21 protein-coding genes and 1 riboswitch are annotated in these 24,980 nt (G+C 70.3%); of the genes, 7 read left to right on the forward strand and 14 right to left on the reverse strand.

The window, feature by feature from the left end:
* Nucleotides 1–5: 5 nt before the first annotated feature.
* Entirely contained in the window at nt 6–1,886 is a 1,881-nt protein-coding gene (locus ASE76_RS02580) for a TonB-dependent receptor domain-containing protein (protein ID WP_055834209.1), read from the reverse strand.
* 88 nt (nt 1,887–1,974) lie between these two features.
* Nucleotides 1,975–2,208: riboswitch (cobalamin riboswitch) on the reverse strand.
* A 105-nt stretch (nt 2,209–2,313) separates the two neighbouring features.
* Here ASE76_RS02580 and ASE76_RS02585 point away from each other — a divergent pair.
* From ASE76_RS02585 to ASE76_RS02595, 3 genes are all read left to right on the forward strand, one after another.
* Nucleotides 2,314–2,556, forward strand: a complete 243-nt coding sequence (locus tag ASE76_RS02585; RefSeq protein WP_055834212.1) for a hypothetical protein — start codon at nt 2,314–2,316, stop codon at nt 2,554–2,556.
* A complete protein-coding gene (locus ASE76_RS02590; protein WP_055834215.1) occupies nt 2,553–2,873 on the forward strand; it encodes a cell division protein ZapA in 321 nt (106 codons plus the stop codon). The genes ASE76_RS02585 and ASE76_RS02590 overlap by 4 nt, the downstream gene beginning before the upstream one ends.
* A 336-nt stretch (nt 2,874–3,209) precedes the next feature.
* Nucleotides 3,210–4,028 (forward strand): sulfite exporter TauE/SafE family protein, encoded by an 819-nt coding sequence (locus ASE76_RS02595; RefSeq protein WP_055835539.1) that lies wholly within the window; start codon nt 3,210–3,212, stop codon nt 4,026–4,028.
* A gap of 56 nt (nt 4,029–4,084) precedes the next feature.
* Here the strand turns inward: ASE76_RS02595 and ASE76_RS02600 are convergent, their stop codons facing one another.
* The 4 genes from ASE76_RS02600 to ASE76_RS02615 form a co-directional block, all read right to left on the reverse strand.
* A complete protein-coding gene (locus tag ASE76_RS02600) occupies nt 4,085–6,505 on the reverse strand; it encodes a bifunctional diguanylate cyclase/phosphodiesterase (protein ID WP_055834218.1) in 2,421 nt (806 codons plus the stop codon).
* Nucleotides 6,502–7,806 (reverse strand): HD-GYP domain-containing protein, encoded by a 1,305-nt coding sequence (locus ASE76_RS02605; protein WP_055834221.1) that lies wholly within the window; start codon nt 7,804–7,806, stop codon nt 6,502–6,504. Before ASE76_RS02605 ends, ASE76_RS02600 begins: the two co-directional genes overlap by 4 nt.
* A 152-nt stretch (nt 7,807–7,958) precedes the next feature.
* The gene (gene lgt, locus ASE76_RS02610) at nt 7,959–8,801 is read right to left on the reverse strand and encodes a prolipoprotein diacylglyceryl transferase (RefSeq protein ID WP_055834223.1); all 843 of its coding nucleotides are present in this window, start codon (nt 8,799–8,801) and stop codon (nt 7,959–7,961) included.
* 31 nt (nt 8,802–8,832) lie between these two features.
* Entirely contained in the window at nt 8,833–9,771 is a 939-nt protein-coding gene (locus tag ASE76_RS02615) for a LysR family transcriptional regulator (RefSeq protein ID WP_055834225.1), read from the reverse strand.
* 105 nt (nt 9,772–9,876) lie between these two features.
* Between ASE76_RS02615 and ilvD the strand changes: the two genes are divergently transcribed.
* Nucleotides 9,877–11,571, forward strand: coding sequence for a dihydroxy-acid dehydratase (gene ilvD / locus ASE76_RS02620; RefSeq protein WP_055834232.1), 1,695 nt, complete (start codon nt 9,877–9,879; stop codon nt 11,569–11,571).
* Nucleotides 11,572–11,703: 132 nt separating this feature from the next.
* On the opposite strand, the gene ASE76_RS02625 is transcribed toward ilvD, so the two are convergent.
* On the reverse strand, nt 11,704–11,946 hold the full coding sequence (locus ASE76_RS02625; protein ID WP_055834236.1) for a TIGR04438 family Trp-rich protein: 243 nt from the start codon (nt 11,944–11,946) through the stop codon (nt 11,704–11,706).
* Nucleotides 11,947–12,000: 54 nt separating this feature from the next.
* On the opposite strand from ASE76_RS02625, the gene ASE76_RS02630 reads away from it, so the two are divergent.
* Entirely contained in the window at nt 12,001–12,309 is a 309-nt protein-coding gene (locus tag ASE76_RS02630) for a c-type cytochrome (RefSeq protein WP_055834239.1), read from the forward strand.
* A 36-nt stretch (nt 12,310–12,345) separates the two neighbouring features.
* Here ASE76_RS02630 and ASE76_RS02635 read toward each other — a convergent pair whose 3' ends face one another.
* Both ASE76_RS02635 and acs read right to left on the reverse strand, forming a co-directional pair.
* Nucleotides 12,346–12,867, reverse strand: coding sequence for a hypothetical protein (locus ASE76_RS02635; RefSeq protein WP_055834241.1), 522 nt, complete (start codon nt 12,865–12,867; stop codon nt 12,346–12,348).
* Nucleotides 12,868–13,059: 192 nt separating this feature from the next.
* A complete protein-coding gene (gene acs / locus ASE76_RS02640; protein ID WP_055834243.1) occupies nt 13,060–15,084 on the reverse strand; it encodes an acetate--CoA ligase in 2,025 nt (674 codons plus the stop codon).
* Between the two features lie 159 nt (nt 15,085–15,243).
* On the opposite strand from acs, the gene ASE76_RS02645 reads away from it, so the two are divergent.
* A complete protein-coding gene (locus ASE76_RS02645) occupies nt 15,244–15,852 on the forward strand; it encodes a TIGR00645 family protein (RefSeq protein WP_055834246.1) in 609 nt (202 codons plus the stop codon).
* 122 nt (nt 15,853–15,974) lie between these two features.
* Here the strand turns inward: ASE76_RS02645 and ASE76_RS02650 are convergent, their stop codons facing one another.
* The 6 genes from ASE76_RS02650 to ASE76_RS02675 form a co-directional block, all read right to left on the reverse strand.
* On the reverse strand, nt 15,975–16,961 hold the full coding sequence (locus ASE76_RS02650; protein WP_055834249.1) for a tripartite tricarboxylate transporter substrate binding protein: 987 nt from the start codon (nt 16,959–16,961) through the stop codon (nt 15,975–15,977).
* Between the two features lie 96 nt (nt 16,962–17,057).
* A complete protein-coding gene (locus tag ASE76_RS02655; protein ID WP_082447863.1) occupies nt 17,058–18,323 on the reverse strand; it encodes a CaiB/BaiF CoA-transferase family protein in 1,266 nt (421 codons plus the stop codon).
* Nucleotides 18,324–18,420: 97 nt separating this feature from the next.
* Nucleotides 18,421–19,230, reverse strand: coding sequence for an oxepin-CoA hydrolase, alternative type (locus ASE76_RS02660; RefSeq protein WP_055834252.1), 810 nt, complete (start codon nt 19,228–19,230; stop codon nt 18,421–18,423).
* Complete coding sequence (locus ASE76_RS02665) at nt 19,227–20,375, reverse strand: acyl-CoA dehydrogenase family protein (RefSeq protein WP_055834255.1); 1,149 nt, start codon at nt 20,373–20,375, stop codon at nt 19,227–19,229. Before ASE76_RS02665 ends, ASE76_RS02660 begins: the two co-directional genes overlap by 4 nt.
* A 19-nt stretch (nt 20,376–20,394) precedes the next feature.
* Entirely contained in the window at nt 20,395–21,603 is a 1,209-nt protein-coding gene (locus tag ASE76_RS02670; protein ID WP_055834258.1) for an acyl-CoA dehydrogenase family protein, read from the reverse strand.
* Between the two features lie 54 nt (nt 21,604–21,657).
* Nucleotides 21,658–23,787 carry a 3-hydroxyacyl-CoA dehydrogenase NAD-binding domain-containing protein gene (locus ASE76_RS02675; RefSeq protein ID WP_055834261.1) on the reverse strand — a complete coding sequence of 710 codons (2,130 nt, stop codon included), beginning with the start codon at nt 23,785–23,787 and terminating at the stop codon, nt 21,658–21,660.
* A 149-nt stretch (nt 23,788–23,936) separates the two neighbouring features.
* On the opposite strand from ASE76_RS02675, the gene ASE76_RS02680 reads away from it, so the two are divergent.
* Nucleotides 23,937–24,863, forward strand: a complete 927-nt coding sequence (locus ASE76_RS02680) for a LysR family transcriptional regulator (protein ID WP_055834263.1) — start codon at nt 23,937–23,939, stop codon at nt 24,861–24,863.
* Nucleotides 24,864–24,980: the final 117 nt, after the last annotated feature.

The raw sequence follows: 24,980 nt of genomic DNA on the forward strand, positions 1-24,980 counted from the left end.
GCGCGTCACTGCGGCGCCCACTTCACGCCCAGGTAGCCCGAGCGGCCCGGCGTGGCGTAGGTGCGGGCCAGCTGGTAGTCCTTGTCGGCCAGGTTGTCGATGCGGGCGATCAGGGTGAAATCGCGGGCGATGCGGGTGCTGGCGTACAGGTTGACCAGGGCGTAGCCGCCCAGGCGCTGGGTGTTGGCGGCGTTGTCGAAGCGGCTGGCCGAGAACTGCGTCTCGGCGCCCACCGTCCAGCCGGCGACGGAGGTGTCGGCGCCCAGCGTGCCGTGGCGGCGGGCGCGGCGGGCGAGCTGCCGGCCGGTGTCCGTATCCTTCGGGTCCTGGAAGTCGAGCGAGCCGCGCAGCGCCACCCCTGCCAGGGTGTGGCCGGCCGACAGCGTCACGCCGCTGTACTCGGCGTGGGCGACGTTCTGGTAGCAGCCGAACGGCTGCCCGGGGCACTGTGAGGCGCTGGCGAAGGTGATCAGGTTCTCGACCTTGTTGCGGTAGGCGACGATGCCGGCGCTGGTCACGCCCTGGGCCCAGCGCAGTCCGGCCTCGACGTTGCGGCTGCTCTCGGGGCGCAGCGTGGCGGTGCCGTACTCGCTGAAGCGCTGGTAGAGCGTCGGTGCGCGGAAGGCGTTGCCGACCGAGGCGGTGGCGCGCAGCTGCGGCGTGATCGCATAGCCGTAGGCGGCGCTGCCGGTGGTCTTGCCGCCGAACTCGCTGTCCTTGTCGTGCCGCGCATTCAGCTGCAGCGTGTGCGGGCCGGTGTGGAAGCCGTAGCCGAGCGCCAATGCGTTCTGCGACCGGGTGCGGTCGAGCGGCCGCGGCTGCTCCAGCGGGTTCTCCAGCCGGTCCTCGCGTCGCTCCAGCGCGGCGGTGGCCAGGTGCGGGCCGCTGCGCCATTCGTTCTGGAACAGGTAGCCGCGCAGGGTGGTGGCGGTGATGTAGGCCGACGGCGTGGTCTCGTAGCGGCTGCGCGACTCGGTCACCTGCAGCTTGGTGCTGTAGCTGTCGGTCCACTTGGCCTGCCAGGCGAGGCCGCCGGTGCGCAGGCGGTGCAGGTTGCGGTCGTCCTGCGGCCGGGCCGCGACGAAGGCGCCCGCGTCGTACTTCGATTCGAGGTTGTTGGCGAGGAAGGTGCCTTCGATGCGGTGGCGCGGGTCGATCTGCAGGCCCAGGCGGGCGCTCAGGTTGGTGGAGTCGTAGCCGTCGCGGTCGGGGTTGCGCAGGCCGTCGGTGCGGCTGCGCAGACGGTTGGGCTGCACGTTGAAGCCGTCGCTCTCCTCGCGGGCGATGCCCAGCGCATAGTCGATCGCACCGCGCGCGTCGGCCACGCCGCTGATGCCGGCCTCGGCCTTGCGCAGGCCGTAGCGGCCGACGCCGACGCCCACGTAGGGCGCGGGCTTGCCCGGCTCGCCCTTCCTGGTGAAGAGCTGGATCACGCCGCCGATGGCGTCCGATCCGTACACCGCGGCGGCGGGGCCGCGCAGCACCTCGATGCGGTCGATCTGCGACAGCGGAATCTGCTCCCACAGGGCGCCGCCGGTGGACTGCGAATCGACGCGCACGCCGTCGACGTAGACCGCGGTGAAACGCGACTCGGCGCCGCGGATCGACACGCTGGTGCTGTTGCCCGGGCCGCCGTTGCGGATCATCTCGATGCCCGGCTGGCGGGCCAGCACGTCGGCCACGCCGACCGCGCCGCTCAGTTCGATCCGCTCGCGGTCGATGATGGAGACATCGGCCAGCAGGTCGGACAGGGGCTGGGCCACCCGAGTGGCGGTGACCACGGTGTCCTGCAGCTTTGCACCGGGCGCGGTCTGGGCGAGAAGGGGGAAAGCGGCGGACAACGCCAGAGCGAGCGCGGACAGGCGCGCGGCGGAAATGGTTTTCATCGGGAACACGACAGGAGAGCAGGAACCCTGGCCGACTTCCCCGCCGGCGTATGGGCGTCACGGACGCGCCGCCCGGAACGATCCGGGCGCACGCATCCACCTCGTTGGCCGGTATCCGGGCTGGCGGAACGGCATGCCTCGCCTTCCCAGGCACGCGTTCGGTGCGCCCAGTGGCTTGTGTAGAGGCATGCAGAGTCTTGCGACTCGTCCGCTGACCGTTGCGGGGGCAGCGCAGGTCAGGCGCCGTGCGGCGCCCTCCTGCTTCCCGTTGAACTGCGCCCTGTTGAACCAGGCCGCGAGCACCAACGCGGACGATTCTAAATGTGTCCGACCGCCGCAGGCGTCGTATGCGCCGCCGGCGTCGTGCCGATGTCGCTTTTTCACCCCTCTTGCCGCGACGGCCGAAACCCTACAATCGCTGCCTCATATGGCCCCATCCGCCCCCCTCGACCAGATCGCCGAACGCGTCGAACGGCTGCTGCTGCGCCATGCCGAGATGCAGCGCGCGCAGCAGGCGATGGCCCGTCAGATCGCCTCGCTGACAGAGGAGCGGGATGCGCTCAGGCACCGGCTGCGGACCGCGCGCCACCGGCTCGACGCCCTGATCGACCGCCTTCCGCCCGACCCGCCGGCCCTGCAGGACGCGGCCGGACCGCGGGGCTTCGAATGAAACAGCTCGAAGTGCACATCATGGGCCAGAGCTACCTGCTCGGCTGCCCCGAGGGCGGCGAGGCGCGGCTGAGGGCCGCGGTGGACCGGGTCGACGCGACGATGCAGCGCATCCGCGATGCCGGCAAGGTGCGGGCCCGGGACCGCATCGCGGTGCTGGCGGCCCTCAACCTGGCGTTCGACGTGGTCGACAGGGCACCCGGCCCGCCGGCGATCACGCCGGCTGCCGCCGCGCCCGGTGCCGACGAGGACGGCGCCCGCTGGACCCACCTGCTGGCGCGGCTGGACGAGGCGCTGGACGACCGGCCGATAGCCTAGAAGCGCCGATGCTGCAGCCGTGGAAAGCACGGCCCCACAGACATTCGGGTACAGGTTTTCCCTTGCCCCACCGGTCCGCAGGCCTACAATCGACAGCGTCTGCGGTGCACGCCGGGCTTTATATTTCCTTGAACCAATGCTCATTGAGCCCGGGCTTGGTACATCGCCGGGCAAGCGTGATCATCTCGCGTCAGATGAACCCAATGCCTGGCTGCCCTCGCCCACCTGAACCCCCGGTTCAGGATGAGAGCTCGGTGGCATTCGCAGACACCTTCTTCCCGCTCGATGCACCGGCGCCGCGGCGTCGCCCGCGCCCCCTCCGACCGCATCGACGACATGCCTGACCTTCCGCTACTCCTCGCGTTCTCGGCCCTCGGCATCGGCGCCGGCTTTCTCGCCGGCCTGCTGGGCATCGGCGGCGGCATGGTGATGGTGCCCTTCCTTACCGCGATCATGGCCACCCAGGGCATCGACGCCAACCTGGCGATCAAGATGGCGATCGCCACCTCGATGGCGACGATCGTCTTCACCTCGCTCTCCAGCGTACGGGCCCACCATGGCCGCGGCGCCGTGCGGTGGGATCTGGTGCGTTCGCTGGCGCCGGGCATCGTGCTGGGCAGCCTGGTCGCCAGCGCCGGCGTGTTCGCCTTGCTGAAGGGCCGGCCTTTGGCCATCGTCTTCGGGCTCTTCGTCGCCTATTCGGCGACACGGATGCTGACCTCCTCCAGTACCGCGGCCGCCGAGCCGATGCCCGGTCGCGCCGGTCAATGGGCCGCGGGCGGCGCGATCGGTTTCTGCTCGGGCCTGGTCGGTGCGGGCGGCGGCTTCATCAGCGTGCCGTTCATGACGCGGCGCGGCGTGCCGATCCATGCGGCCGTCGGCACCAGCGCGGCACTGGGCTTTCCGATCGCGCTGGCCAACGTCGCGGGCTATGTGGTGAGCGGCATGCGGGTGGAAGGCCTGCCGCCCGCCTCCATCGGCTACGTGTGGCTGCCCGCGCTGGTCACCATCGCGCTGCTCAGCGTGCTGATGGCGCCCCTGGGCGCGCGTGCGGCCCACCGCCTGCCGGTGCAGAAGCTCAAGCGGGTGTTCGCCGGCCTGCTGTATGCGCTGGCGGCGTACATGCTCTGGAAGGGGTTCTTGGCGCCGGCTTGACCCGTTCCCGCACCGGTATTCCCGCGGTCGCCACGGTGGGGGCCGGCGGGCTGCGCTCAATGGCGTGGCGGCATGAAGGGCTGGTTCTGCATCCGCACCGTCAGGTCTTCGGCCGGCATGCCGGGCGCGCACAGATAGCCCTGGAACAGGTTGCAGTTGAGGTCGTGCAGGCAGTCGCGTTGGGCATGGGTCTCGACGCCCTCGGCCACCATCTCGAAACGCAGCGCGTGGCCCATGCTGATCATCGCGGTGACGATGGCCCGGTCGCTCTCGTCGTCGGGCAGGCCGCGCACGAAGGACTGGTCGATCTTCAACCGGTGGATCGGGAACTTCTTCAGGTAGGCCAGACTGGAGTAGCCGGTGCCGAAGTCGTCGATCGCCAGGCGTACGCCCAGGTTGGCCAGGGCATCGAGCCGCAGCAGCGCCTCGTCCGCGCCCTGCACCAGGATCGATTCGGTCAGCTCCAGCTCCAGCAGCCGGGCATCCAGGCCCGACACGCGGATCGCGGTCGCCACCCGTTCGACGAAGTCGGGCTGGCGGAACTGCAGTGCCGACACGTTGACCGACACCGGCACCGGCGTGCCGGACTGCTGCCACAGCGCGCCCTGGCGGACCGCCTCCTCCAGCACCCAGGCGCCGATCGCGATGATGAAACCCGACTCTTCGGCCAGCGGAATGAACACGCCCGGCGACACCGAGCCCAGTTCGGGATCGGTCCAGCGGATCAGCGCCTCGACGCCGACCAGCTCGCCGCTGCGCATGTCGATCTGCGGCTGGTAGTGCAGCCGGAACCGCTGATGCTCCAGCGCCTGGCGCATCGCATGGTCCATCTGCATGCGCGCCAGCAGGTTGGCGTTCATCTGCGGCTGGTAGAAACGGTAGCTGCCGCGGCCGTGCTCCTTGACGCGGAACATCGCGGTGTCGGCATGGCGCACCAGGTCGTCGAGCGTCAGGCCGTCCTGAGGATGCAGCGCCACGCCGATGCTGCAGCTGACCGAAAAGCGCATGTCGTCGAGCATGAACGGCTGGGCCAGCGCCTCGATAATCCGCTGCGCCACGACCTCGGCCGACGGCGCGTCGGCGTTGTGCAGGTGGATGACGAACTCGTCGCCGCCCAGGCGCGCCAGCGTATCGGCCAGGCGCAGGCAGCTCTTGATCCGGTCGGCCACCTTGACCAGCACCCGGTCGCCGAACTGGTGGCCGAGGGAGTCGTTGATGTTCTTGAAGCGGTCGAGGTCGACGAACAGGATCGCGAACGGCGCGGGCGCGTCGCCCCGCAGCTGCAGCACCCGGTCGACCCGGCGCGACAGCAGCAGCCGGTTGGGCAGTCCGGTGAGTACGTCGCTGTAGGCCAGGTCCTCGATCCTCTGCTGCGCGGCGCGCTGGCCCGAGAGGTCGCGGAAGAAGCCGATGGTCTGCACCACCTCGCCCGCCGGTCCGCGCAGCACCACCCACGACAGCCGCACCGGGCAGTTGGAGCCGTCGCCGCGGCGGTGCCAGACCTCGCCCTCCCAGAAGCCGGAGGCCTGCCAGGATTTCTGGACCTCGGTGAACAGCCGGCCGGCGTCGCGCTCCTCGAAAAGGTCGATCGCGCTCAGGCCGACCAGCACCTCGTGCTCGTGCCGGGTCAACTTGCAGCAGGCCGGGTTGACCGAGACGATCCGGTGGTGCGCATCGGTGATGAAGACCGCGTCGGGACAGGATTCGAACACCTTCGCCGCGAGCCGCAGGCCCTTCTCGGCGGCGGCGCGCTCGGTGATGTCGTGGAACGAGAAGACGCGGCCGATGATGCGGCCGCGGCTGAACTGGGGCAGCACGGTGCGCTGCAGCAGCCGGCCCGAGCGCAGCAGCAGCATGTCGGTCGCCTCGGACGCGATCGAGGCGTTGATCTCGGCAAGCCGCTGCAGGTACTCCGCGCTGTCTTCGACCTGCGAGGCCAGCAGGGCGTGCAGCGCCACGTCGTCGCGCTGCATCAGCATCGACTTGGGGATCTCCCACATCTGCGCGAAGCGGCGGTTGAACGCGCGCATCGTGCCGTCGAGCGCGCAGACCAGGATTCCGTCGGCGGTCGATTCGAGGGTGGCGCGCAGTTCGGCGATCAGCGTTTCCAGCTCGTCCTCGGCCTTGCGCTGCTGGGTGCGGTCGACCATGCCGACCACCCACACCGGGCCGTGCGGCACCCATTCGGCCGACTCGATGCAGCGCTCGACATGCAGCACCGTGCCGTCGGCTCGCACCAGTCGGCTCATCGAGCGGATCGGCTGGGCGGTGCCGTCGACGGCGTCCTTCCAGAACGCCGCGTCTTCCAGGGTGTCGAACACCTCGGTCGCGGGGCGGCCGACGAGTGCGCTGCGCTCCTGGGCCAGCAAGGCCGTGGCCGCCTGGTTGGCGTAGAGCACTTCCAGCGTGGCCGCATCGACGATGCAGACCGCCTCGAGCAGCCCTTCGATCAGCGGCGCGGAGCCGTGGGCGATCACGCGCCGACCCCGATAGCGTCGGGGTCTGCGGCGCGCTCGAAGAAGTAGCAGATGCGGCGGCGCGGCGACAGGTAGTCCATCGCCGCCTTCGGCAGCTGGTGCGGCTTGAGGCTGCGCCGGATGCCCAACTCGGGCTGCGCTTCCAGGTCGAGGATCAGCGCCTCCTTGCGGGGCACCGCCGGGTCGTGCACGAGCACCCTGGGCCGCAAGGGACGCTGGGCGTTCACCGACACCACCATGCCGTAGCGGTCGTTGCCCAGTTGCACGATGGAGCCGGGCGGGTAGACACCCATCATCCGGATGAAGGCACCCAGCACGACCGAATCGAACCGCGGCTTCATCTGCGCGAACATGACCGACAGCGCCTCGTGCGGCGTGGTCACCACGCTGCCGCGGGCGGGATTGCAGAAGTTGTCGTAGCGGTTGACCAGGGCCACGATCTTGCCGGCCATCTGCATCTGGTCGGCGGTGATCCGCGCCGGGAACCCGCTGCCGTCGGCCATCTCGTGGTGCTGCGCGATGCCCGCGACCACCGCGGGCGGCAAGCCCATGCTCTGCGCCATCGACACGCTGTGGATGACGTGGCTCTGGTAGAGGCGGTGCTCGACCGAGGTGAAGCCCTCCTCCGCGTTGCGGAACCGGTCGGGGAGCTCAAGCTTGCCGATGTCGTGAAGCAAGGCCGCCAGCCCCAGTTCCACCAGGGCGTCGCGCTGCAGCCCGAGCGAGCGTCCCAGCATCAGCGAGATGACCATCACATTGACCGAATGCTGTCCGCTGCGCTCGCCCACGCTCTCGGACAGCAGGCGGATCACCGATTCGCCCTGTCCGATCAGTTCGTCCACGCAGCGGCTCACCACCGATTCGCTGTCCTGGCGCGCCAGCAGCGGGCTGGCATGGACCGTCTCGACCACGCGCCGGAACTGCCGGGTAGCGTCGGAGAACTGGCGCTCGCAGACCGCAAGCCGGTGCTGTTCGTTCTCGAGCCTGCGGGCGCGGTTGCGGCGGGCGGCCCAGTGCGAGGCGACGCCGTCGGCCCGGTCGTCCGCTGCGGCGGCATCGGCTGCAGGTTCGTCGGCGGCAGCGCCGGGCTCCGCCGCCGGCGGCACGGCCGAATCGCTGCGCTCGGGGAAATGGCGCACGTTCTCCACGCCGAGCGAGACGATCGTGTGGATCTGCTCGTCGGTGGAGATCTTGAAGCTGTTGAGAGGAAACGGATGGTCCATCCATCCCAGGTCGAGCTGAATGAACATGCCCTTGCGCAGCTCGCTGACATCGATCAGTTTCGACTGTCCTTCTTCCATGGGTGCCTTCAGGCGCTTTTCCTCGAGGAACGGAATGTCGGGATCGCAGGCGATGGCTTGCGTACTATCAGCATGTTACACAACAAAGGTAAGCGAAAGCGCGGTCGCCGGGCGCCGCGTGCCGGCGGCCCTGACTGTTGCCTGGTTACAACCTAACGCCCCGCCACCACGACGCCGCGCGCCACCGGCAGAGGCGCCGACTGCGCCCGCAGGTACATCCACACACCGGCGGCGACCATCGGCAGGCAGAGCCACTGGCCCATGCTCATTCCGAGCGACAGGATCCCGAGGAAGTTGTCGGGCTCCCGGAAAAATTCCGCCACGAAGCGCAACACACCGTATCCGACGAGAAATGCGGCCGCCACCTCGCCCTGGCGGCGCGGACGGCGGGCATACAGCCACAGGACGACGAAGAGAAGCACGCCCTCCAGCAGGAACTGGTAGACCTGGGACGGATGCCGCGGCTGCATGGAGCCGCTTTGCGGAAACACCATCGCCCAGGGCAGGCTCGCGTCGGCGAAGCGGCCCCACAGCTCGCCGTTGATGAAATTGCCGACCCGGCCGGCCGCCAGCCCGGTCGGCACACAGGGCGCCACGAAGTCGGCCACTTGCAGCCAGGGCCGGTGCCGCGACCGCGCGAACCAGACCATCGAGGCGATCACGCCCAGCAGCCCGCCGTGGAAGCTCATGCCGCCCTGCCAGATATAGAGGATCTCCAGCGGGTGGGTGGCGTAGTAGCCGGGCTTGTAGAACAGGCAGTAACCCAGCCGCCCGCCGGCCACCACGCCCAGCACCCCCAGGAACAGGATGTCCTCTACGTCCTTGCGGGTCCAGGCTGCGCTGCCCTGCAGCGACGCGTAGGGCTCGTGGCGCAGCCGGAGGTTGCCGAGCAACAGGAAAAGGCCGAAGGCGGCGAGATAGGTCAAGCCGTACCAGTGCACGGCCAGGGGGCCGATCTGCAGGGCGACCGGATCGATATGGGGATACAGGAGCATGGCCGGTATTGTGCCGTGGCCCCATGACGGTTCAGCCGCCCTGCGCCCGCCGCACAAAGCCGACGAAACGCGCCAGCGCCGGATCGACCGGCCCCGCCGGCCAGACCAGGCTGGTCTCGCAGACCGGCACCACCGGCCCGCCGCGCCGTGACGCCAGGCCGCCCTCGCCCTGGGCGCGGTAGACGACGCCTTCCCGCCGGAACTGCACCACGCTCTCGGGCACCCAGGCCACGCCCAGCCCGGCCGCCACCAGGTTGACGATGGTCTGCATCTGGATCGCCTCCTGCGACACCACCGGCAACCGGCCGGCCGCATGGTAGAGGCCGAACACCGCATCGTGCAGCGAAGGCGCGATGCGCCGGGGGAAGACGACCAGCGGCTCGGCCAGCACCGCGTCCCACCGCAGCGGATGGGCCTGCGCCAGCGCATGGTGGGCCGGCAGCGCCAGCACCAGCGGCTCGGTCGCGACCGGCAGGTGCTGAAGGCCGGCGGGCGCGAAGCCGGGCGAATGCAGCATCAGCCCTGCATCGATCTCGCCGCGCGCGAGCAGCTGCAGCTGCACGTCGCCGGTGGCCTCCACCAGCTCCAGCGCCACCTGCGGGCTTTCACCCCGGAAGGCCCGGACCCACGCCGGCAGTTGCTCGAAACCGATGGTGGAGACGAAGGCGAGGCGCACCCGGCCCACCTCGCCCGCGGCCGCGGCGCGCGCCCGGGCCGGCAGCGACTGGGCGCGGGACAGCAGGTCGCGCACCTCCGGCACCAAGGCATGGCCGGCCGGCGCCAGGGACACCCGCCGCCGGCTGCGGTCGAAGAGCTGGACGCCCAGGGTGCGCTCCAGCTGGGCGATGGCCTGGGTCAGCGGCGGCTGGGTCATGTGCAGGCGCTGGGCGGCCCGGGCGAAGTGCAGTTCCTCGGCCACGGCCAGGAACTGGCGCCACAGCCGCAGGTCGATCGGGGCGTCGGGTTTCATATGTACAGCATATCAATCGGCCCTCCGAACGGGATTGGAACCGCAGAAGCGATCGGCGCATACTCCGCCTGCTCCGACAAGAACCACCCCACGAGAGAGAACCCGATGGACACCAAGGTCATCCAGATCAACCGCCGCAGCGCCAACATCACCGAAGGCAAGTCGCGCGCCCCGAACCGCTCCATGTACTACGCCATGGGCTACCAGGAAAGCGATTTCAAGAAGCCGATGGTGGGTGTCGCCAACGGCCACAGCACGATCACGCCCTGCAACTCGGGCCTGCAGAAGCTGGCCGACGCGGCCATCGCGGGCATCGAAGAAGCCGGCGGCAATGCCCAGGTCTTCGGCACGCCCACCATCTCCGACGGCATGGCGATGGGCACCGAGGGCATGAAGTACAGCCTGGTGAGCCGCGAGGTGATCAGCGACTGCGTCGAGACCAGCGTGCAGGGTCAGTGGATGGATGGCGTGCTGGTGGTCGGCGGCTGCGACAAGAACATGCCCGGCGGACTGATGGGCATGCTGCGCGCCAACGTGCCGGCCATCTACGTGTACGGCGGCACCATCCTGCCGGGCCGCTACCAGGGCAAGGACCTGAACATCGTGAGCGTGTTCGAGGCGGTGGGCGAGAACGCCGCCGGCAAGCTGAGCGACGAGGACCTGCGCGAGATCGAGATGCGCGCCATCCCCGGCCCCGGCTCCTGCGGCGGTATGTACACCGCCAACACGATGAGCTCGTCGTTCGAGGCGCTCGGGATCAGCCTGCCCTACTCCTCGACCATGGCCAATCCGCACGACGAGAAGGCCAACTCGGCCAAGGAATCGGCCCGGGTGCTGATCGAGGCGATCAAGAAGGACATCAAACCGCGCGACATCGTCACCAAGAAGGCGCTGGAGAACGCGGTGGCGGTGATCATGGCCACCGGCGGATCGACCAACGCGGTGCTGCACTTCCTGGCGATCGCGCATGCCGCCGGCGTGGAGTGGTCGATCGACGACTTCGAGCGCATCCGCAAGCGCACGCCGGTGCTGTGCGACCTGAAGCCCAGCGGCCAGTACCTGGCGGTGGACCTGCACCAGGCCGGCGGCATCCCGCAGGTCATGAAGATCCTGCTGAAGGCCGGCCTGCTGCACGGCGACTGCATCACCATCACCGGCGAGACCATCGCCGAGGTGCTGGAGGACGTGCCGGACGTGCCGCGCGCCGACCAGGACGTGATCCGCCCGATCGACAAGCCGATGTACGCCCAGGGCCACCTGGCGATCCTGAAGGGCAACCTGAGCCCCGAGGGCGCGGTCGCCAAGATCACCGGCCTGAAGAACCCGGTCATCACCGGCCCGGCCCGGGTGTTCGACGACGAGCAGTCGGCGCTCAAGGCCATCCTCGACGGCCGGATCGTCGCGGGCGACGTGATGGTGCTGCGCTACCTGGGCCCCAAGGGCGGCCCGGGCATGCCCGAGATGCTGGCCCCCACCGGTGCCCTTATCGGCGCCGGACTGGGCGAGAGCGTCGGCCTGATCACCGACGGCCGCTTCTCCGGCGGCACCTGGGGCATGGTGGTAGGCCATGTGGCGCCCGAGGCGGCGGCGGGCGGCACCATCGCCTTCGTGCAGGAAGGCGACTCGATCACCATCGACGCACTGCAACTGGTGCTGGAGCTGAACGTGCCGGAGGCCGAACTGGCCCGCCGCCGCGAAGGCTGGACGCCGCCCGCGCCGCGCTACACCCGTGGCGTGCAGGCCAAGTTCGCGTTCAATGCGGCCAGCGCCAGCAAGGGCGCGGTGCTCGACGACTATTGAGCCCGCAGATGCCGGGGCGGTACGAGACAGCCCGTGGCCCCGACGCAAAAACGCCCGCGGTGCAAGCCGGCGGGCGTTTTTACATGGGAGCGGCAGAAGCGGTCACAGAGCCGGCCGGCACCTGCCGATGCCTCAGCGCCTTTTCTTGGTCCCCAGGCCCAGCGCCTCGCGCTGCTTGTCGATGCGGTCGGCCTTGCGCTTGTCCATCTTGTCCATCTCGCGGCGCTTGGTCAGTCCGCTGCTGTCGGCCCAGGCCCACCAGGCCACCGCCAGGGCGAACGGCGCCAGCACGATCCACCAGCTCCAGCCGACGACCGGGCCCAGTTCGAGCCATTTCATCGCCAGCAGCACCAGTCCGAGTCCGAGGAAGTACATAGGGGGCCTCACTACAATCCGGCCAGACTGTACCCCAGCCGAAAGCCGCCCACCATGCACCGCCTCCTGCCCCCTGCCGCCGCCCTGCTCCTGGTGCTGGCCTGCCTGCCCGCGCGGGCCGACCTGGCGCTGGCCAAGGCGCGCAACTGCATGGCGTGCCACAACGTGGAGCGCAAGATCGTCGGGCCGTCTTTCAAGGCCATTGCGAAGAAATACGCCGGCCAGAACGTCAACGACCGGCTGGCGCAGAAGATCGTGAAGGGCGGCTCCGGCGTATGGGGGCCGGTGCCGATGCCGGCCAACTCGCAGGTGAGCGATGCCGACGCGAAAGCCCTCGCCGCCTGGATCACCGAGCTCAAGTAGCCCGGCGCCCGTCGAACGGCTGTCGGCAGGGCCGGATCAGATCACCAGCGGATCGTTCGGGCCACGCAGCGTCTGGCCGCCCGAGAGGCGCTCGCCCCGGTCGAGCCGGTCCTGCAGCTGGCCCAGGTAGGCGGCATTGCTGTTGTCCGACTGCTCGGCACGGGCGACCAGCGAGGTCTCCAGTGCCGCGATCCGGGCCAGCAGTGCGTCGCGGTCGTTGCGACCTTCCAGTTCGGTCTGCTGCAACTTCACTTCCAGGTACTGGCGCAGTTCGGTGAAGCGCGAGGCCTCGGCCTTGTCGGCCAGGTCGCGCTGGGTCTGCATCTCCTTGGTGTGCCGGCGGGTCTCGACCAGCACCGAACCCTGCAGGTAGACGACGTAGGCGACGAACAGGATCGCCAGCAGCACCGTCAGGCCCAGCATGATCAGGCCGAGCGGCGCCTGGACGACGGTGACGCCGAGCGACACCGCCGTGGGTGCCGCCAACGTGGTCCAGTTGAGCATCGCCAGCAGGGCGATGACGAGGGCGATGACGAGGAGAAGGACGGTACGGATCATGGCGGGGCCTGAAGTCGGAGGGTTGCGAGGTTGTACCGCAGGGCTCCCGCCCCATGCGTTACCGTGCGCCAAGTCCCGGTTACGTCCTACGGCCGGCCCTACCCGCCGAATGCCGAAATTCAGTGCCTAACGATGCGCCAGCCGGCGTCCGCAGCCGGCCTTAAGCTATCAATTCGATAGCAAAACCCGCGGTCAGTTGACTTCCGACAGCTGGTCCAGGATCGCCGGGTTCTCCAGCGTCGAGGTGTCCTGGGTGATCGCCTCGCCCTTGGCGATGCTGCGCAGCAGGCGGCGCATGATCTTGCCGCTGCGGGTCTTGGGCAGGTTGTCGCCGAAGCGGATGTCCTTGGGCTTGGCGATCGGGCCGATCTCCTTGGCCACCCAGTCGCGCAGTTCCTTGGCGATCGCCTTGGCCTCCTCGCCGGTGGGGCGGGCGCGCTTCAGGACCACGAAGGCGCAGATCGCCTCGCCGGTCATGTCGTCGGGCCGGCCGACCACCGCCGCCTCGGCCACCAGGTCGGATTTGGAGACCAGCGCCGATTCGATCTCCATCGTGCCCATCCGGTGGCCCGAGATGTTGAGCACGTCGTCGATCCGCCCGGTGATGCGGAAGTAGCCCTTGTCGACACCGCCGGTGCCGCTGCCGTCGCTGCGCACCGCGCCGTCGCCGGCCAGGTACACGGTGCCGCCCATCTCCTCGGGGAAGTACGATTTCTTGAAGCGCTCCGGGTCGTTCCAGATGGTACGGATCATCGAGGGCCAGGGCCGGCGGATCACCAGGATGCCGCCGACGCCGTCGGGCAGCGGCTTGCCGGTTTCGTCGACGATCTCGGCGGTGATGCCCGGCAGCGGCAGGGTGCAGGAGCCCGGCACCAGGGTGGTGGCGCCCGGCAGCGGGGTGATCACGTGGCCGCCGGTCTCGGTCTGCCAGAAGGTGTCGACGATCGGGCAGCGCTCGCCGCCGACGTTGCGGTGGTACCACATCCAGGCTTCGGGGTTGATCGGCTCGCCGACCGAGCCCAGGATGCGCAGCGAGCTGAGGTCGGAGCGCTTGGGGTGCACCTTCTCGTCGGCCTCGGCCGCTTTGATCAGCGAGCGGATCGCGGTGGGCGCGGTGTAGAAGATGGTGACCTTGTGCCGCTCGATCATCTGCCAGAAGCGGCCCGCGTCCGGGAAGGTGGGCACGCCCTCGAACACCACCTGGGTGGCGCCGGCGGCCAGCGGCCCGTAGGCGACGTAGGTGTGGCCGGTGATCCAGCCGATGTCGGCGGTGCACCAGAAGACGTCCGACGGCTGCAGGTCGAAGGTCCAGTTCATCGTCATCCTGGCCCAGAGCAGGTAGCCGCCGGTGGCGTGCTGCACGCCCTTGGGCTTGCCGGTGGAGCCGGAGGTGTAGAGGATGAAGAGCGGATGCTCGGCGCCGACCGGCACCGGCGGGCAGTCGGCCGACTGGCCTTCCAGCGCCTCGGCGAAGGTCTTGTCGCGCCCGGCCGTGCGCGGCCAGGCGGTGGCGGTGCGCTCGAAGACCAGCACCGTCTTCACCGCCTCGCAGCCGCCGAGCGCCAGGCCGTCGTCGACGATGGCCTTCAGCGGCAGCTCCTTGCCGCCGCGCATCTGGTAGTTGGCGGTGACGACCGCCACCGCGCCCACGTCGATGATCCGCTCCTGCAGCGCCTTGGCCGAGAAGCCGCCGAAGACGACGCTGTGCGTGGCGCCCAGCCGGGCGCAGGCCTGCATCGCGACCACGCCCTCGATCGTCATCGGCATGTAGATGACGACGCGGTCGCCCTTCCGGATGCCCTGCGCCTTGAGCGCGTTGGCGAAGCGGCAGACGCGCTCCAGCAGTTCCTTGTAGGTGACGGTGGTGACCGCGCCGTCGTCGGCTTCGAAAATGATCGCCGTCTTCTCTTCCACCGGCGTGCCGACGTGGCGATCGAGGCAGTTGGCCGAGGCGTTGAGCTCGCCGTCGTCGAACCAGCGGTAGAACGGCGCGTTGCTCTCGTCGAGGGTGCGGGTGAAGGGCTTGGTCCAGTTCAGCTGGGCGCGGGCGCGCTTCGCCCAGAAGCCTTCGAAGTCGTCCGCCGCCTCCCGGCAGAGCGCGTCGTAGGCGGGGCGGCCGGCGACGTTGGCGGCCTTGGAAATCGCTTCCGGGGGCGGAAAGACCCGGTTCTCGACCAGCACGGATTCGATCGACGACGGCGACGCTGCTGCGCTCATGTTTTGTCTCCTGGGGTGACGCGGGGAAAAGGTTCTGCGCGACTGTGGGGCCGGGCACTTACAAGCCACTGACTGGGCCGGGCGCGGCCGCCGGGGCCGCCGCGCGGTGCGAGACCGCAACTCTACAATGCCGGCTCCTCACGCACCTGCCAGGCCCCCATGTCCGACCCGACCCCGCCGAAACGCTCCCCGATGACGCCGCTGGCGAACCTGATCTTCGCCAGCCGCTGGCTCCAGCTGCCGCTCTACCTGGGCCTGATCGTGGCGCAGGCGGTGTACGTGATCCACTTCCTGGTCGAGCTGCTGCACCTGGTCGAGGCCGCCTTCGGCAGCACCACCGCGCTGCAGGCCCTGGTCACCAGCATCGGCTACAAGACCGCCGCGCCGATCACCACGCTCAACGAGACGGTGATCATGCTGGTGGTGCTGGCGCTGATCGACGTGGTGATGATCTCCAACCTGCTGATCATGGTGATCGTGGGTGGCTACGAGACCTTCGTGAGCCGGCTGCACCTCGAAGGCCACCGCGACCAGCCCGAGTGGCTGAGCCATGTGAACGCCTCGGTGCTGAAGGTGAAGCTGGCGATGTCGATCATCGGCATCAGCTCGATCCACCTGCTCAAGACCTTCATCAACGCCGACAACTACACCGACCGGGTGCTGATCGCGCAGACGGCGATCCACATCGCGTTCCTGCTGTCGGCGATGGCGATCGCCTATACCGACAAGCTGATGTCGTCGGCCGCGTCGAGCAAGCAGCCGCACTGACGACCGGGCGCCGCCCGGCACGGTGCCCGGGCAGTTGCTATTGAATCAATAGCTGGTGGCCGGCGTGCGACGCCGGCCCCCGGCTATTTTTCTTTCGGAATCCGGCGCCCCGTGGGCTGCGCTCAGTCGGCCACGATGCCCTTGTCGCGGATCACCTTGCCCCACTTGTCGTTGTCGCTCCGGATGCGCGCTGCCATCTGGTCGGGCGCCTGGTACATCGGGATGGTGCCGGCCTTCAGCAGCCGCTCCTGCACCTCCTTCTCGGCCAGGATCTGCTGCACCTCGCGCGCCAGCAGGTCGACCACCTCTTTCGGCGTGCCGGCCGGGGCCAGCAGGCCACCCCAGGACACCGCGTCGAAGCCGGGAAAGCCCTGCTCGGCGGTGGTCTTCACATCGGGCGTGAAGGGCACGCGCTGCGGCGAGCCGACCGCGATCGCCCGCAGCCGGCCACTCTGGATGTGCGGCAGGGCGGCCACCATGTCGGCATACATCATCGGCACCTGGCCGCCGAGCAGGTCGGTGATGGCGGGCACGCCGCCCTTGTAGGGCACGTGCTGCATGTCGAAACCGCCCAGGTCCTTGAGCAGCTCGGTGGTCAGGTGGCCGAAGCTGCCGACGCCCGAGCTGGTGTAGTTGAGCTTGCCCGGCTGGGCCTTGGCGGCGGCGATCAGCGCCTGCAGGCTGTCGACCTTGGGCAACTGCTGCGGGTTGACCACCATCACGATCGGCAGGCCGTAGACGGTAGCCACCGGCGCGAAGTCGCGCACGATGTCGTAGCCCGCCTGCTTGTAGAGATGCGGCGCCAGCAGCGTCGGGGTGGCCAGCATCATGAGGGTGTAGCCGTCGGCCGGGCTCTTGGCGACCGCGGCCGCCGCGATCGAGCCCGACGCGCCGGCGCGGTTGTCGACCAGCACCGGCTGCTTGAGCTTTTCCGACAGGCGCTGGCCGACGATGCGCGAGGCGGTGTCGGTCGGGCCGCCGGCCGGGAACGGCACCACCAGCCGGATCGGTTTGGATGGAAAGGCCTGCGCCGAAGCGCCTGCGGCCACGGCGAACAAGGCGGCGGCGATCGCCGTGCGGCGGCCGATGTAGACGGGGTGAAAACGCATGGGAACTGTCTCCGGACTTTTATGAGGGGCATCGCGCGCACCGCGCCGGCCGGCCGCTGCCGGGCCGCGGGAAGCGAGACGCGCAGGGAAGAACTTCTAGAGAACGCCGCCGGATTTCAGCGCGGCCAGGCGCTCGTCCGACAGGCCCAGCACGCTCTGGAGCACCGCGCGGGTGTCGTACGACAGCGGCGGCGGCGCATGGCGGATCGGCATGCGCTCGCCGTCGATCCGGAACGGCGGCATGAAGACCGGCATGGTCCCGCCCTCGGGGTGCGGCTGCTGGGTGACCAGGCCGGCGCTCTGCGCGCGGGGCGATGTCAGCGCCTCGTGCAGGCCCAGCACCTCGCCGCAGGGAATGCCGGCGGCGGCCATCCGCTCCAGCAGCAGCTTGCGCGGCCGGGCGCGCAGCTCGCGCTCCAGCTCGGCCTTCAGCACCTCGCGGTTCACCGCGCGGGCGCTGTTTGTGCGGAAGCGCTCGTCGTCGGCCAGGTCGGGCCGCTCGATCACCTCGCGGCAGAAGCGCTGGAACTGCGCGTTGTTGCCCACCGTCACCACCATCGAGCCGTCGGCCGCGTCGAACACGCCGTAGGGAATGATCGACGGGTGGGCGTTGCCGTAGCGCGGCGGGTCCTGGCCCATCATCAGCGCCTCCATGCCGTAGTAGACGGTCAGCATCAGGCCGCAGTCGAACAGCGCCATCTGGATGTGCTTTCCCTTGCCGGTGCGCTGCCGGTCGAACAGCGCCGCCAGCACGCCCTGCGCGGCGTACATGCCGGTGAACAGGTCGACCGCCGCCACGCCGAACTTCAGCGGCGGCTGGGTCGGCTCGCCGTTCAGCGCCATCAGGCCCGTCTCGCCCTGCACCACCAGGTCGTAGCCCGGGCGGCGGGCTTCGGGGCCGGTGGGGTCGTAGCCCGAGACCGAGCAGTAGATCAGGTCGGGCCGCGCCGCGCGCAGCTGCTCGTAGCCCAGGCCCATCTTCTCGGCGCCGCCGAACTTGAAGTTCTGCACCACCACGTCGCACTCGGCCGCCAGCTGCCGGGCCAGCGCCTGGCCCTCGGCCGTCTGCAGGTCGATGCCGACCGACTTCTTGTTGCGGTTGACGCTGTTGAAGTAGGCGGTGTTGCTCGAGGTACCGACGCGCAGGCCCCAGTCGCGGGTGTCGTCGCCCCGCACAGGATGCTCGACCTTGATGACCTCGGCGCCGAGGTCGGCCAGCGTCATCGCGCAGAGCGGGCCGGCCAGCACGCGCGACAGGTCCAGGACCCGCACGCCCGCCAGCGGCAGGCCGGCGGAAGAGGCGGTGCCGGGCGCGGTGCCCGGATCGGTAGCCGACGGTGCGGCCGCAGGAGTGGGTTGCATGGTGTGTCTCCGAAGAATGGGATGGGGGCAGTTGCGCCGGCCCGTCGATGCGGACGAGCGCCAGGGTGTCGCGCCGTGGGCGGCGTCTGTTACCGTTCTACCGCAACGCCGAAAAATCGGCCTTGCGCTTGTCGAAGAACGCGGCGATGCCCTCGGCAGACTCGGCATCGGCCTGCGACAGCACCATCGATTCGGCCTCGCGGTCGAGCTGCGCCGGCAGGCCCTCGCCCTGGTAGGCGCCGTGGCACAGCGCCTTGATGCGGGCGGCGGCGCGCTGCGGGCCGTCGGCCAGGCGCTCGGCCCAGGCCAGGGCCTCGTCGTCGGCCGCGCCCGGCTCGGTCACGCGGTTGACCACGCCCAGCGCGTGCAGCCGCTCGGCGCCCACCGGTGCGCCGGTCAGTGCCAGCTCGGTGACCAGCTGGCGCGGCAGGGCCTCGGCCAGGAAGGCGGTCACGCCGCCGTCGGGCGTCAGGCCCACCTTGACGTACGCGACCGAGAACACCGCGTCGCGCGCCGCCACCAGCAGGTCGCAGGCCAGCGCCAAGGAGAAGCCGGCACCGGCGGCACCGCCCTCCACCGCCGCCACGATCGGCTTGGGGAAACCGCGCATCAGCCGCACCAGGCCGTGCAGGCCTTCGAGCTTCTCGCGCCGCTCGGCGGGCGACAGCTCGCGCCGCTTGGCCAGCAGCGCAAGGTCTCCGCCCGAGCAGAAATACCGGTCGGCACCGGTCAGCACCACGGCGCCGACGGCGTCGTCGTCGCGGGCCGCTTCCAGGGCCTCGGCCAGGGCCGCGTAGAGGCCCGGGCTGATCGCGTTGCGCTTGCCGGGGTTGTCGTTGACCAGCACCAGCACCCGGCCTTCGCGGCGGGTCCGGATCGGCGGGCGGGCATCGGCGGCGGCGCTCATGCCGCGGCCTTCGGCAGCAGGCGGCCCAGGGCGATGTAGCGTGCCAGGTGGTGGTCCTCGTCACCCAGTTGGTGGTCGATCATCACCAGCCGCTTGGCGTAGTGGGCCAGCGGCAGCTCCCAGGTCATGCCGATGCCGCCGTGCAGCTGGATGGCCTCCTCGGCCACCAGGGTGCCGACGCGGCCGATGGTGTATTTGGCGGCCGACAGCGCGCGCTCGCGCACCGGCCGGTCGGCATCCAGCGCGGCGGCCGCATTGATCACCGCCGAGCGGGCCTGCTCGATCTCCAGCAGCAGGTCGGCCATGCGGTGCTGCAGCGCCTGGAACCGGCCGATCACCGTGCCGAACTGCTTGCGGGTCTGCAGGTACTCCAGCGTCGCCTGCTTGGCGACCTCCATCGCGCCCAGCGCTTCGGCGCAGAGCGCCAGCACGCCGGCACCGGCCGCCTGCTCCAGCACCGGGTAGCCGGCGCCCTCCCCGCCCAGCAGTGCATCGGCACCGACGGTGGCGCCGTCGAACAGCAGCTCGGCCGCCCGTCCGCCGTCGATGCGGCCGTAGCCGCGCACGGCGAGGCCCAGCGTGTCGGCCGGCACCAGGAACAGCGAGATGCCGGCCTCGTCGTCCACCGCGCCGCCGGTGCGGGCCGAGACCAGGAAAAGGTCGGCGCCCTCGGCCTGCGCCACCACAGCCTTGGCGCCGGTCAGCGTCCAGCCGTCGCCGGTGCGGGTGGCGGTCGTCTCGATATGCGCCAGTTCGTAGTGCGATGCCGGCTCGTCGAATGCGAAGGCGGCGACGGTGCTGCCGTCGACCAGGCCGGCGATCCGCTCCTTCTGCGCGGCGCTGCCCGCGGCGGCCACGGCCCGGCCGACCACCAGCGCGCCCAGGAAGGGCTCGACCACCAGGCCCCGGCCCAGGCTCTCGAACACCACCGCGATGTCGAAGCCGTCGCCGCCGAAGCCGCCGTCGGCCTCGGTGAACAGCGCGCCCACGGCGCCCAGCTCGGCGAAGCGGCGCCACAGGTCGGCGTCGAAGCCGGCCCCGGAGCGGGCTATGCGGTCGCGCGCCGGGAAGGCGTACTGCTCGGCCACGAAGCGGTCGAGCGTGTCCGCCAGCATGCGGCGGTCGTCGGTGTGGATGAAGTTCATGCGGCGTGCCTTTGGGGTGTCACAGGCCCAGGATCATCTTGGAGATGATGTTCTTCTGGATCTCATTGGAGCCGCCGAAGATCGACAGCTTGCGGTTGTTGAAGTACTGGGCGGCGGCGGTCGCGGCCTCGGGCGGGCCGACCGGTTCGGCCACGTCGGTGCCGTGCATCGCCTCGGGCCGGAACGGCTGGGCGTAGGGCCCCATCGCGCGGCGGGTGAGCGACGAGATCTCCTGGCGGATCTCGGTGCCGCGGATCTTGAGCATCGAGCTCTCGGCGCCCGGCACGCCGCCGCCGGCCACCGCCGCGATCACCCGCAGGTTGGTCGTCGCCATGTTGGCCAGGTCGATCTCCACCTTCGCCAGGCGCGCGGCGAAAGCCGGGTCCTCGGCCAGCGGCCGGCCCTTGCGCCGGACCGTGGCGGCGATCCCCTGCAGCCGGTCGAGCGCCGCCACCGAGAAGCCGACGCCGGCGATGTTGGTGCGCTCGTAGGTCAGCAGGTACTTGGCGCAGGTCCAGCCCTTGTTCTCCTCGCCGACCAGGTTCTCCGCCGGCACCCGCACGTCGGAGAAGAAGACTTCGTTGACCTCGTGCTTGCCGTCGAGGGTGATGATCGGCCGCACCTCCACGCCCGGCGCGGCCATGTCGACCAGCAGGAAGCTGATGCCCTCCTGCGGCTTGCCCTCGCGCGCGGTGCGCACCAGGCAGAAGATCATGTTGGCGTGCTGGCCCAGCGTGGTCCAGGTCTTCTGGCCGTTGACGATGAAGTGGTCGCCCCCGGCGTCGGTGCCGCGGACCGCGGTGGTCTTGACCGAGGCCAGGTCGGAGCCGGCGCCCGGCTCCGAATAGCCCTGGCACCACCAGTCGGAGCCGTCGAGGATCCGCGGCAGCCAGTGGCGCTTCTGCGCCTCGTTGCCGTACTTGATCAGCACCGGCCCGAGCATGTTGACCCCGAAGGGCACGACGCGCGGCGCGCCGGCCAGGGCGCATTCGTTCTCGAAGATGAATTTCTCGATCGCGCTCCAGCCCGGGCCGCCGTATTCGGCCGGCCAGTGGTTGGCCAGCCAGCCCTGCGCGTGCAGGATGTCGTGCCAGCCCTGCAGGTCGGCTTTGCCCAGCTCCTGGCCGTCGCGCACGCGGGCCGCCAGGGCGGGCGGCAGCTTGGCGGCCAGGAAGGCCCGCACCTCGGCGCGGAAGGCTTCTTCTTCGGGTGTGAAATTCAGGTCCATGCGGGGCGGTGCTCGTCGGTTCGGTGGGGGTGATGGGGGAGGCCGTGCGCGGCGTCAGGCCGCCGCGCGGTTCAGGCTGTCGAAGGTGGCGCCGCGGGCGACCAGGTCGACCAGCAGCGGCGAGGGCTTCCAGAACACCGGGTCTTCCTGGGCGAAGGCCTGGATGTCGGCCAGGACGGTGGCCAGGCCCACGCTGTCGGCGTAGTGCATCGGCCCGCCGCGGAAGCGCGGGAAGCCGTAGCCCGAAAGGACGGTCACGTCCACGTCCAGCGGCCGCAGCGCGATGCCCTGGTGGACCACGTTGGCGCCCTCGTTGACCATCGCGGCCATGTAGCGGCGCATGATTTCCTCGTCGGTGAAGCGGCGCGGCGTCACGCCGGCACGCTGGCGCTCGGCGGCGACGATGGCCTCGACTTCCGCATCCGGCGTCCCGGTGCGGGCGCCGTCGGGATAGAGGTACCAGCCCCGGCCGGTCTTCTGGCCGAACCAGCCGCGCTCGCACAGCCGGTCGGCGATCTGCACGTAGCGGGCCTGCGGATCGCGGGTGGCGGCCTTGCGCTTGCGGGTCGCCCAGCCGATGTCGCCGCCGGCCAGGTCCGACACCTGGAACGGGCCCATCGGGTAGCCGAAGCCGCGCACCGCCCGGTCGATCTCGTAGGGCGACGCGCCGTCCTCGACCATGTGGTCGGCCGCGGCGCGGTAGACGGCCAGGATGCGGTTGCCGATGAAGCCGTCGCAGACGCCCGCGCGCACCGGCACCTTGCGCAGCGTCTTGGCCAGCGCGAAGGCGGTGGCCACCACGTCGGGCGCCACCTGCTTCGGCACCACGATCTCCAGCAGCTTCATCACGTTGGCGGGCGAGAAGAAGTGCAGGCCCACCACGTCGGCGGGCCGGCCGACGCTGGCCGCGATCTCGTCGATATCCAGGTAGGAGGTGTTGGTCGCCAGAACCGCGCCGGGCTTGCAGACCCGGTCGAGCTCGGCGAAGACGGCCTTCTTGACGCCCATCTCCTCGAACACCGCCTCGATCACCAGGTCGGCGTCGGCGAGCGACGCATAGTCGGTGCTGCCCGAGAAACGCGCCAGCGTGGCGGCGCGGGCCTCTGCCGTCATCCGGCCCTTGGCGACCAGGGCGTCGTAGACCTTCTCGACGTGGCCGCGGCCGCGGGCCAGGGCCGCGTCGTCGCGCTCGACCATGGCCACCGGCAGTCCGGCATCGAGCACCGCCACCGCGATACCGGCGCCCATGGTGCCGCCGCCGACCACGCCGATGCGGGCCACCGGACGGGGCCGGGCGTCACGGGTCTCGGGCGACTTGGCCGTCTCGCGCTCGGCGAAGAAGGCATGGACGAAGCCGGCGCGCTGCGGGCTGTCGACGCACTGCAGGAACAGCGCGCGCTCGGTGCGCATGCCGTCGTCGAAGGCTTGGTCGAGCGCGGCCTGCACCGCGTCGACGATGCGGTGGGGCGAGAACAGGTGGGCGCTCTTCTTGGCCACCTCGGCCCGTGCGGCATCGACGGCCGCGCGGTTGGCGGCGGCATCGGCCAGGCCGGCGGTGGCGTCGCGGGTGCGGCGCACCGGGGCGCCGTCGGCCAGCAGTTCGCGGACGTAGGCCAGGCCGGCGGCGCGGGCGTCGGTACCCGGCGCGGTACGGTCGACCAGGCCCAGCGCCAGCGCGGCGGCGGCGTCGAGCGGCTTGCCGCCGAGCGCCAGGTCGAGCGTGGCTTTTGCCCCCACCAGCCGCGGCGTGCGCTGGGTGCCGCCGGCACCGGGCATCAGGCCGAGCTGCACCTCGGGCAAGCCGAGCGAGGCACCTTCCAGCGCGAGGCGGTAGTGCGCCGACAGCGCCACCTCCAGCCCGCCGCCGAGCGCGGCCCCGGCGATGGCAGCGACCACCGGCCGGTCCAGCGATTCGATCGCGAAGCACACGTCGGGCAGCGCCGGCGGCTGCGGCGTCTGGCCGAACTCGCGGATGTCGGCCCCGGCGATGAAGTTGCGGCCGGCGCCGACCAGCAGCACGGCGGCGATCCCAGGGTCGGCGGCCACCTGGGCCACCGCGTCCTGCAGGCCGCGGCGCACCGCGGCCGAGAGCGCGTTGACGGGCGGGTTGTCGATGGTGACGACGAGGACGTCGCCCTCGCGCTGGCACGCGACGACGGTGGCGGGGGTGGCCTCTTGGGGCATGGGACGGTCTCCTTGGCGCTTCGGTGAACGGGGCCGGTCGCCGCTGCGCGGGCCGGTCGCCGGTCCATTGTTTGGCAGGGCCGGCTGCCTGACAATGCCGCAGCAGCGAACAGACTGTCAAAATCCATTTGACAATGACACCTCCCGCCATGGACCCCGGGGCGCTCGCCCTGCTGGTCGACATCCTCGACGCCGGCAACCTGAGCCAGGCCGCCCGCAAGCTGCGCATGAGCCGCGCCAACGTCAGCTACCGGCTGGCGCAGCTGGAGCGCGCGGCGAGCGTGCAACTGGTGCGCCGTACCACCCGCCGGCTGGAGCCGACCGAGATCGGCCTGCGCCTCTACGAACACGGCAGCCGCATCCGCGACGAACTGGCGGCGGCGCAGGAATCGATCGCCGCCCTGGGCGACACGCTGCAGGGCCGGATCCGGCTGAGCGTGCCGAGCGGCTACGGCCAGATGGTGATGACCGACTGGCTGCTGGCCTTCAAGCACCGCTATCCCGGCATCGTGCTGGACGTGCGGTTCGAGAACCGGGTGGACGACCTGCTGCGCGACGAGGTCGACATCGCGGTGCGGGTGATGCCAGAGCCGCCGCAGATGCTGGTCGCCCGCGACCTGGGCCCGGTGCGCTACGTGGCCTGCGCGGCCCGGGCATACGTCGATGCGCACGGCCTGCCGACCGAGCCCGAGGGCCTGCAGGGGGTGCCGCTGATCACCGCCCCGGTGATCGGCCGGCAGCTGCAGGTGCGCGCTACCCGCGGCACCCGGCGGGAAGAGCTGCTGCTGGAGCCGATGCTGATCTCGGAGAACTTCCTGTTCCTGCAGCGCGCGGTGGTGGCCGGCCTGGGCGTCGGCCTGGTGCCCGATTACGTGGTGGAGGAGTTCACGGCCCGCGGCGAGGTGCTGACGACGCTGGACGACTGGCGCCTGAGCATCTTCGGCACCCGGATGTTCATGCTCTACATGCCCAACCGCTACCAGACCCGGGTGGCCGCCACCTTCATCGATTTCATCCTGGAGCAGGCCCACGGCGCGGGCCGGCGCGAGGTGGCGCCGCTGCCGCGCGAAAGCTGAGCCGGAGACAGGGCCGCGGGTGGTGCGCTCCCGTTCTGAAGGAAAAAGTGCCTGCAGCCGGCACGCAGAGCCGGCCACCAGCTATCGATTCAATAGCGCCTGACGGGTGCAACGCGT

The organism is Xylophilus sp. Leaf220 (assembly GCF_001421705.1).
Classification (GTDB): domain Bacteria; phylum Pseudomonadota; class Gammaproteobacteria; order Burkholderiales; family Burkholderiaceae_C; genus Xylophilus.

Coding starts and splice junctions, on each gene's coding strand:
- ASE76_RS02655 (WP_082447863.1), bottom strand. CDS start 18,323: ATGCAACCCACTCCTGCGGCCGCACCGTCGGCTACCGATCCGGGCACC.
- ASE76_RS02650 (WP_055834249.1), bottom strand. CDS start 16,961: ATGCGTTTTCACCCCGTCTACATCGGCCGCCGCACGGCGATCGCCGCC.
- ASE76_RS02590 (WP_055834215.1), top strand. CDS start 2,553: ATGAAACAGCTCGAAGTGCACATCATGGGCCAGAGCTACCTGCTCGGC.
- ASE76_RS02675 (WP_055834261.1), bottom strand. CDS start 23,787: ATGCCCCAAGAGGCCACCCCCGCCACCGTCGTCGCGTGCCAGCGCGAG.
- ilvD (WP_055834232.1), top strand. CDS start 9,877: ATGGACACCAAGGTCATCCAGATCAACCGCCGCAGCGCCAACATCACC.
- ASE76_RS02630 (WP_055834239.1), top strand. CDS start 12,001: ATGCACCGCCTCCTGCCCCCTGCCGCCGCCCTGCTCCTGGTGCTGGCC.
- ASE76_RS02605 (WP_055834221.1), bottom strand. CDS start 7,806: ATGGAAGAAGGACAGTCGAAACTGATCGATGTCAGCGAGCTGCGCAAG.
- lgt (WP_055834223.1), bottom strand. CDS start 8,801: ATGCTCCTGTATCCCCATATCGATCCGGTCGCCCTGCAGATCGGCCCC.
- ASE76_RS02670 (WP_055834258.1), bottom strand. CDS start 21,603: ATGGACCTGAATTTCACACCCGAAGAAGAAGCCTTCCGCGCCGAGGTG.
- ASE76_RS02580 (WP_055834209.1), bottom strand. CDS start 1,886: ATGAAAACCATTTCCGCCGCGCGCCTGTCCGCGCTCGCTCTGGCGTTG.
- ASE76_RS02585 (WP_055834212.1), top strand. CDS start 2,314: ATGGCCCCATCCGCCCCCCTCGACCAGATCGCCGAACGCGTCGAACGG.
- ASE76_RS02635 (WP_055834241.1), bottom strand. CDS start 12,867: ATGATCCGTACCGTCCTTCTCCTCGTCATCGCCCTCGTCATCGCCCTG.
- ASE76_RS02615 (WP_055834225.1), bottom strand. CDS start 9,771: ATGAAACCCGACGCCCCGATCGACCTGCGGCTGTGGCGCCAGTTCCTG.
- ASE76_RS02595 (WP_055835539.1), top strand. CDS start 3,210: ATGCCTGACCTTCCGCTACTCCTCGCGTTCTCGGCCCTCGGCATCGGC.
- acs (WP_055834243.1), bottom strand. CDS start 15,084: ATGAGCGCAGCAGCGTCGCCGTCGTCGATCGAATCCGTGCTGGTCGAG.
- ASE76_RS02680 (WP_055834263.1), top strand. CDS start 23,937: ATGGACCCCGGGGCGCTCGCCCTGCTGGTCGACATCCTCGACGCCGGC.
- ASE76_RS02660 (WP_055834252.1), bottom strand. CDS start 19,230: ATGAGCGCCGCCGCCGATGCCCGCCCGCCGATCCGGACCCGCCGCGAA.
- ASE76_RS02625 (WP_055834236.1), bottom strand. CDS start 11,946: ATGTACTTCCTCGGACTCGGACTGGTGCTGCTGGCGATGAAATGGCTC.
- ASE76_RS02665 (WP_055834255.1), bottom strand. CDS start 20,375: ATGAACTTCATCCACACCGACGACCGCCGCATGCTGGCGGACACGCTC.
- ASE76_RS02645 (WP_055834246.1), top strand. CDS start 15,244: ATGTCCGACCCGACCCCGCCGAAACGCTCCCCGATGACGCCGCTGGCG.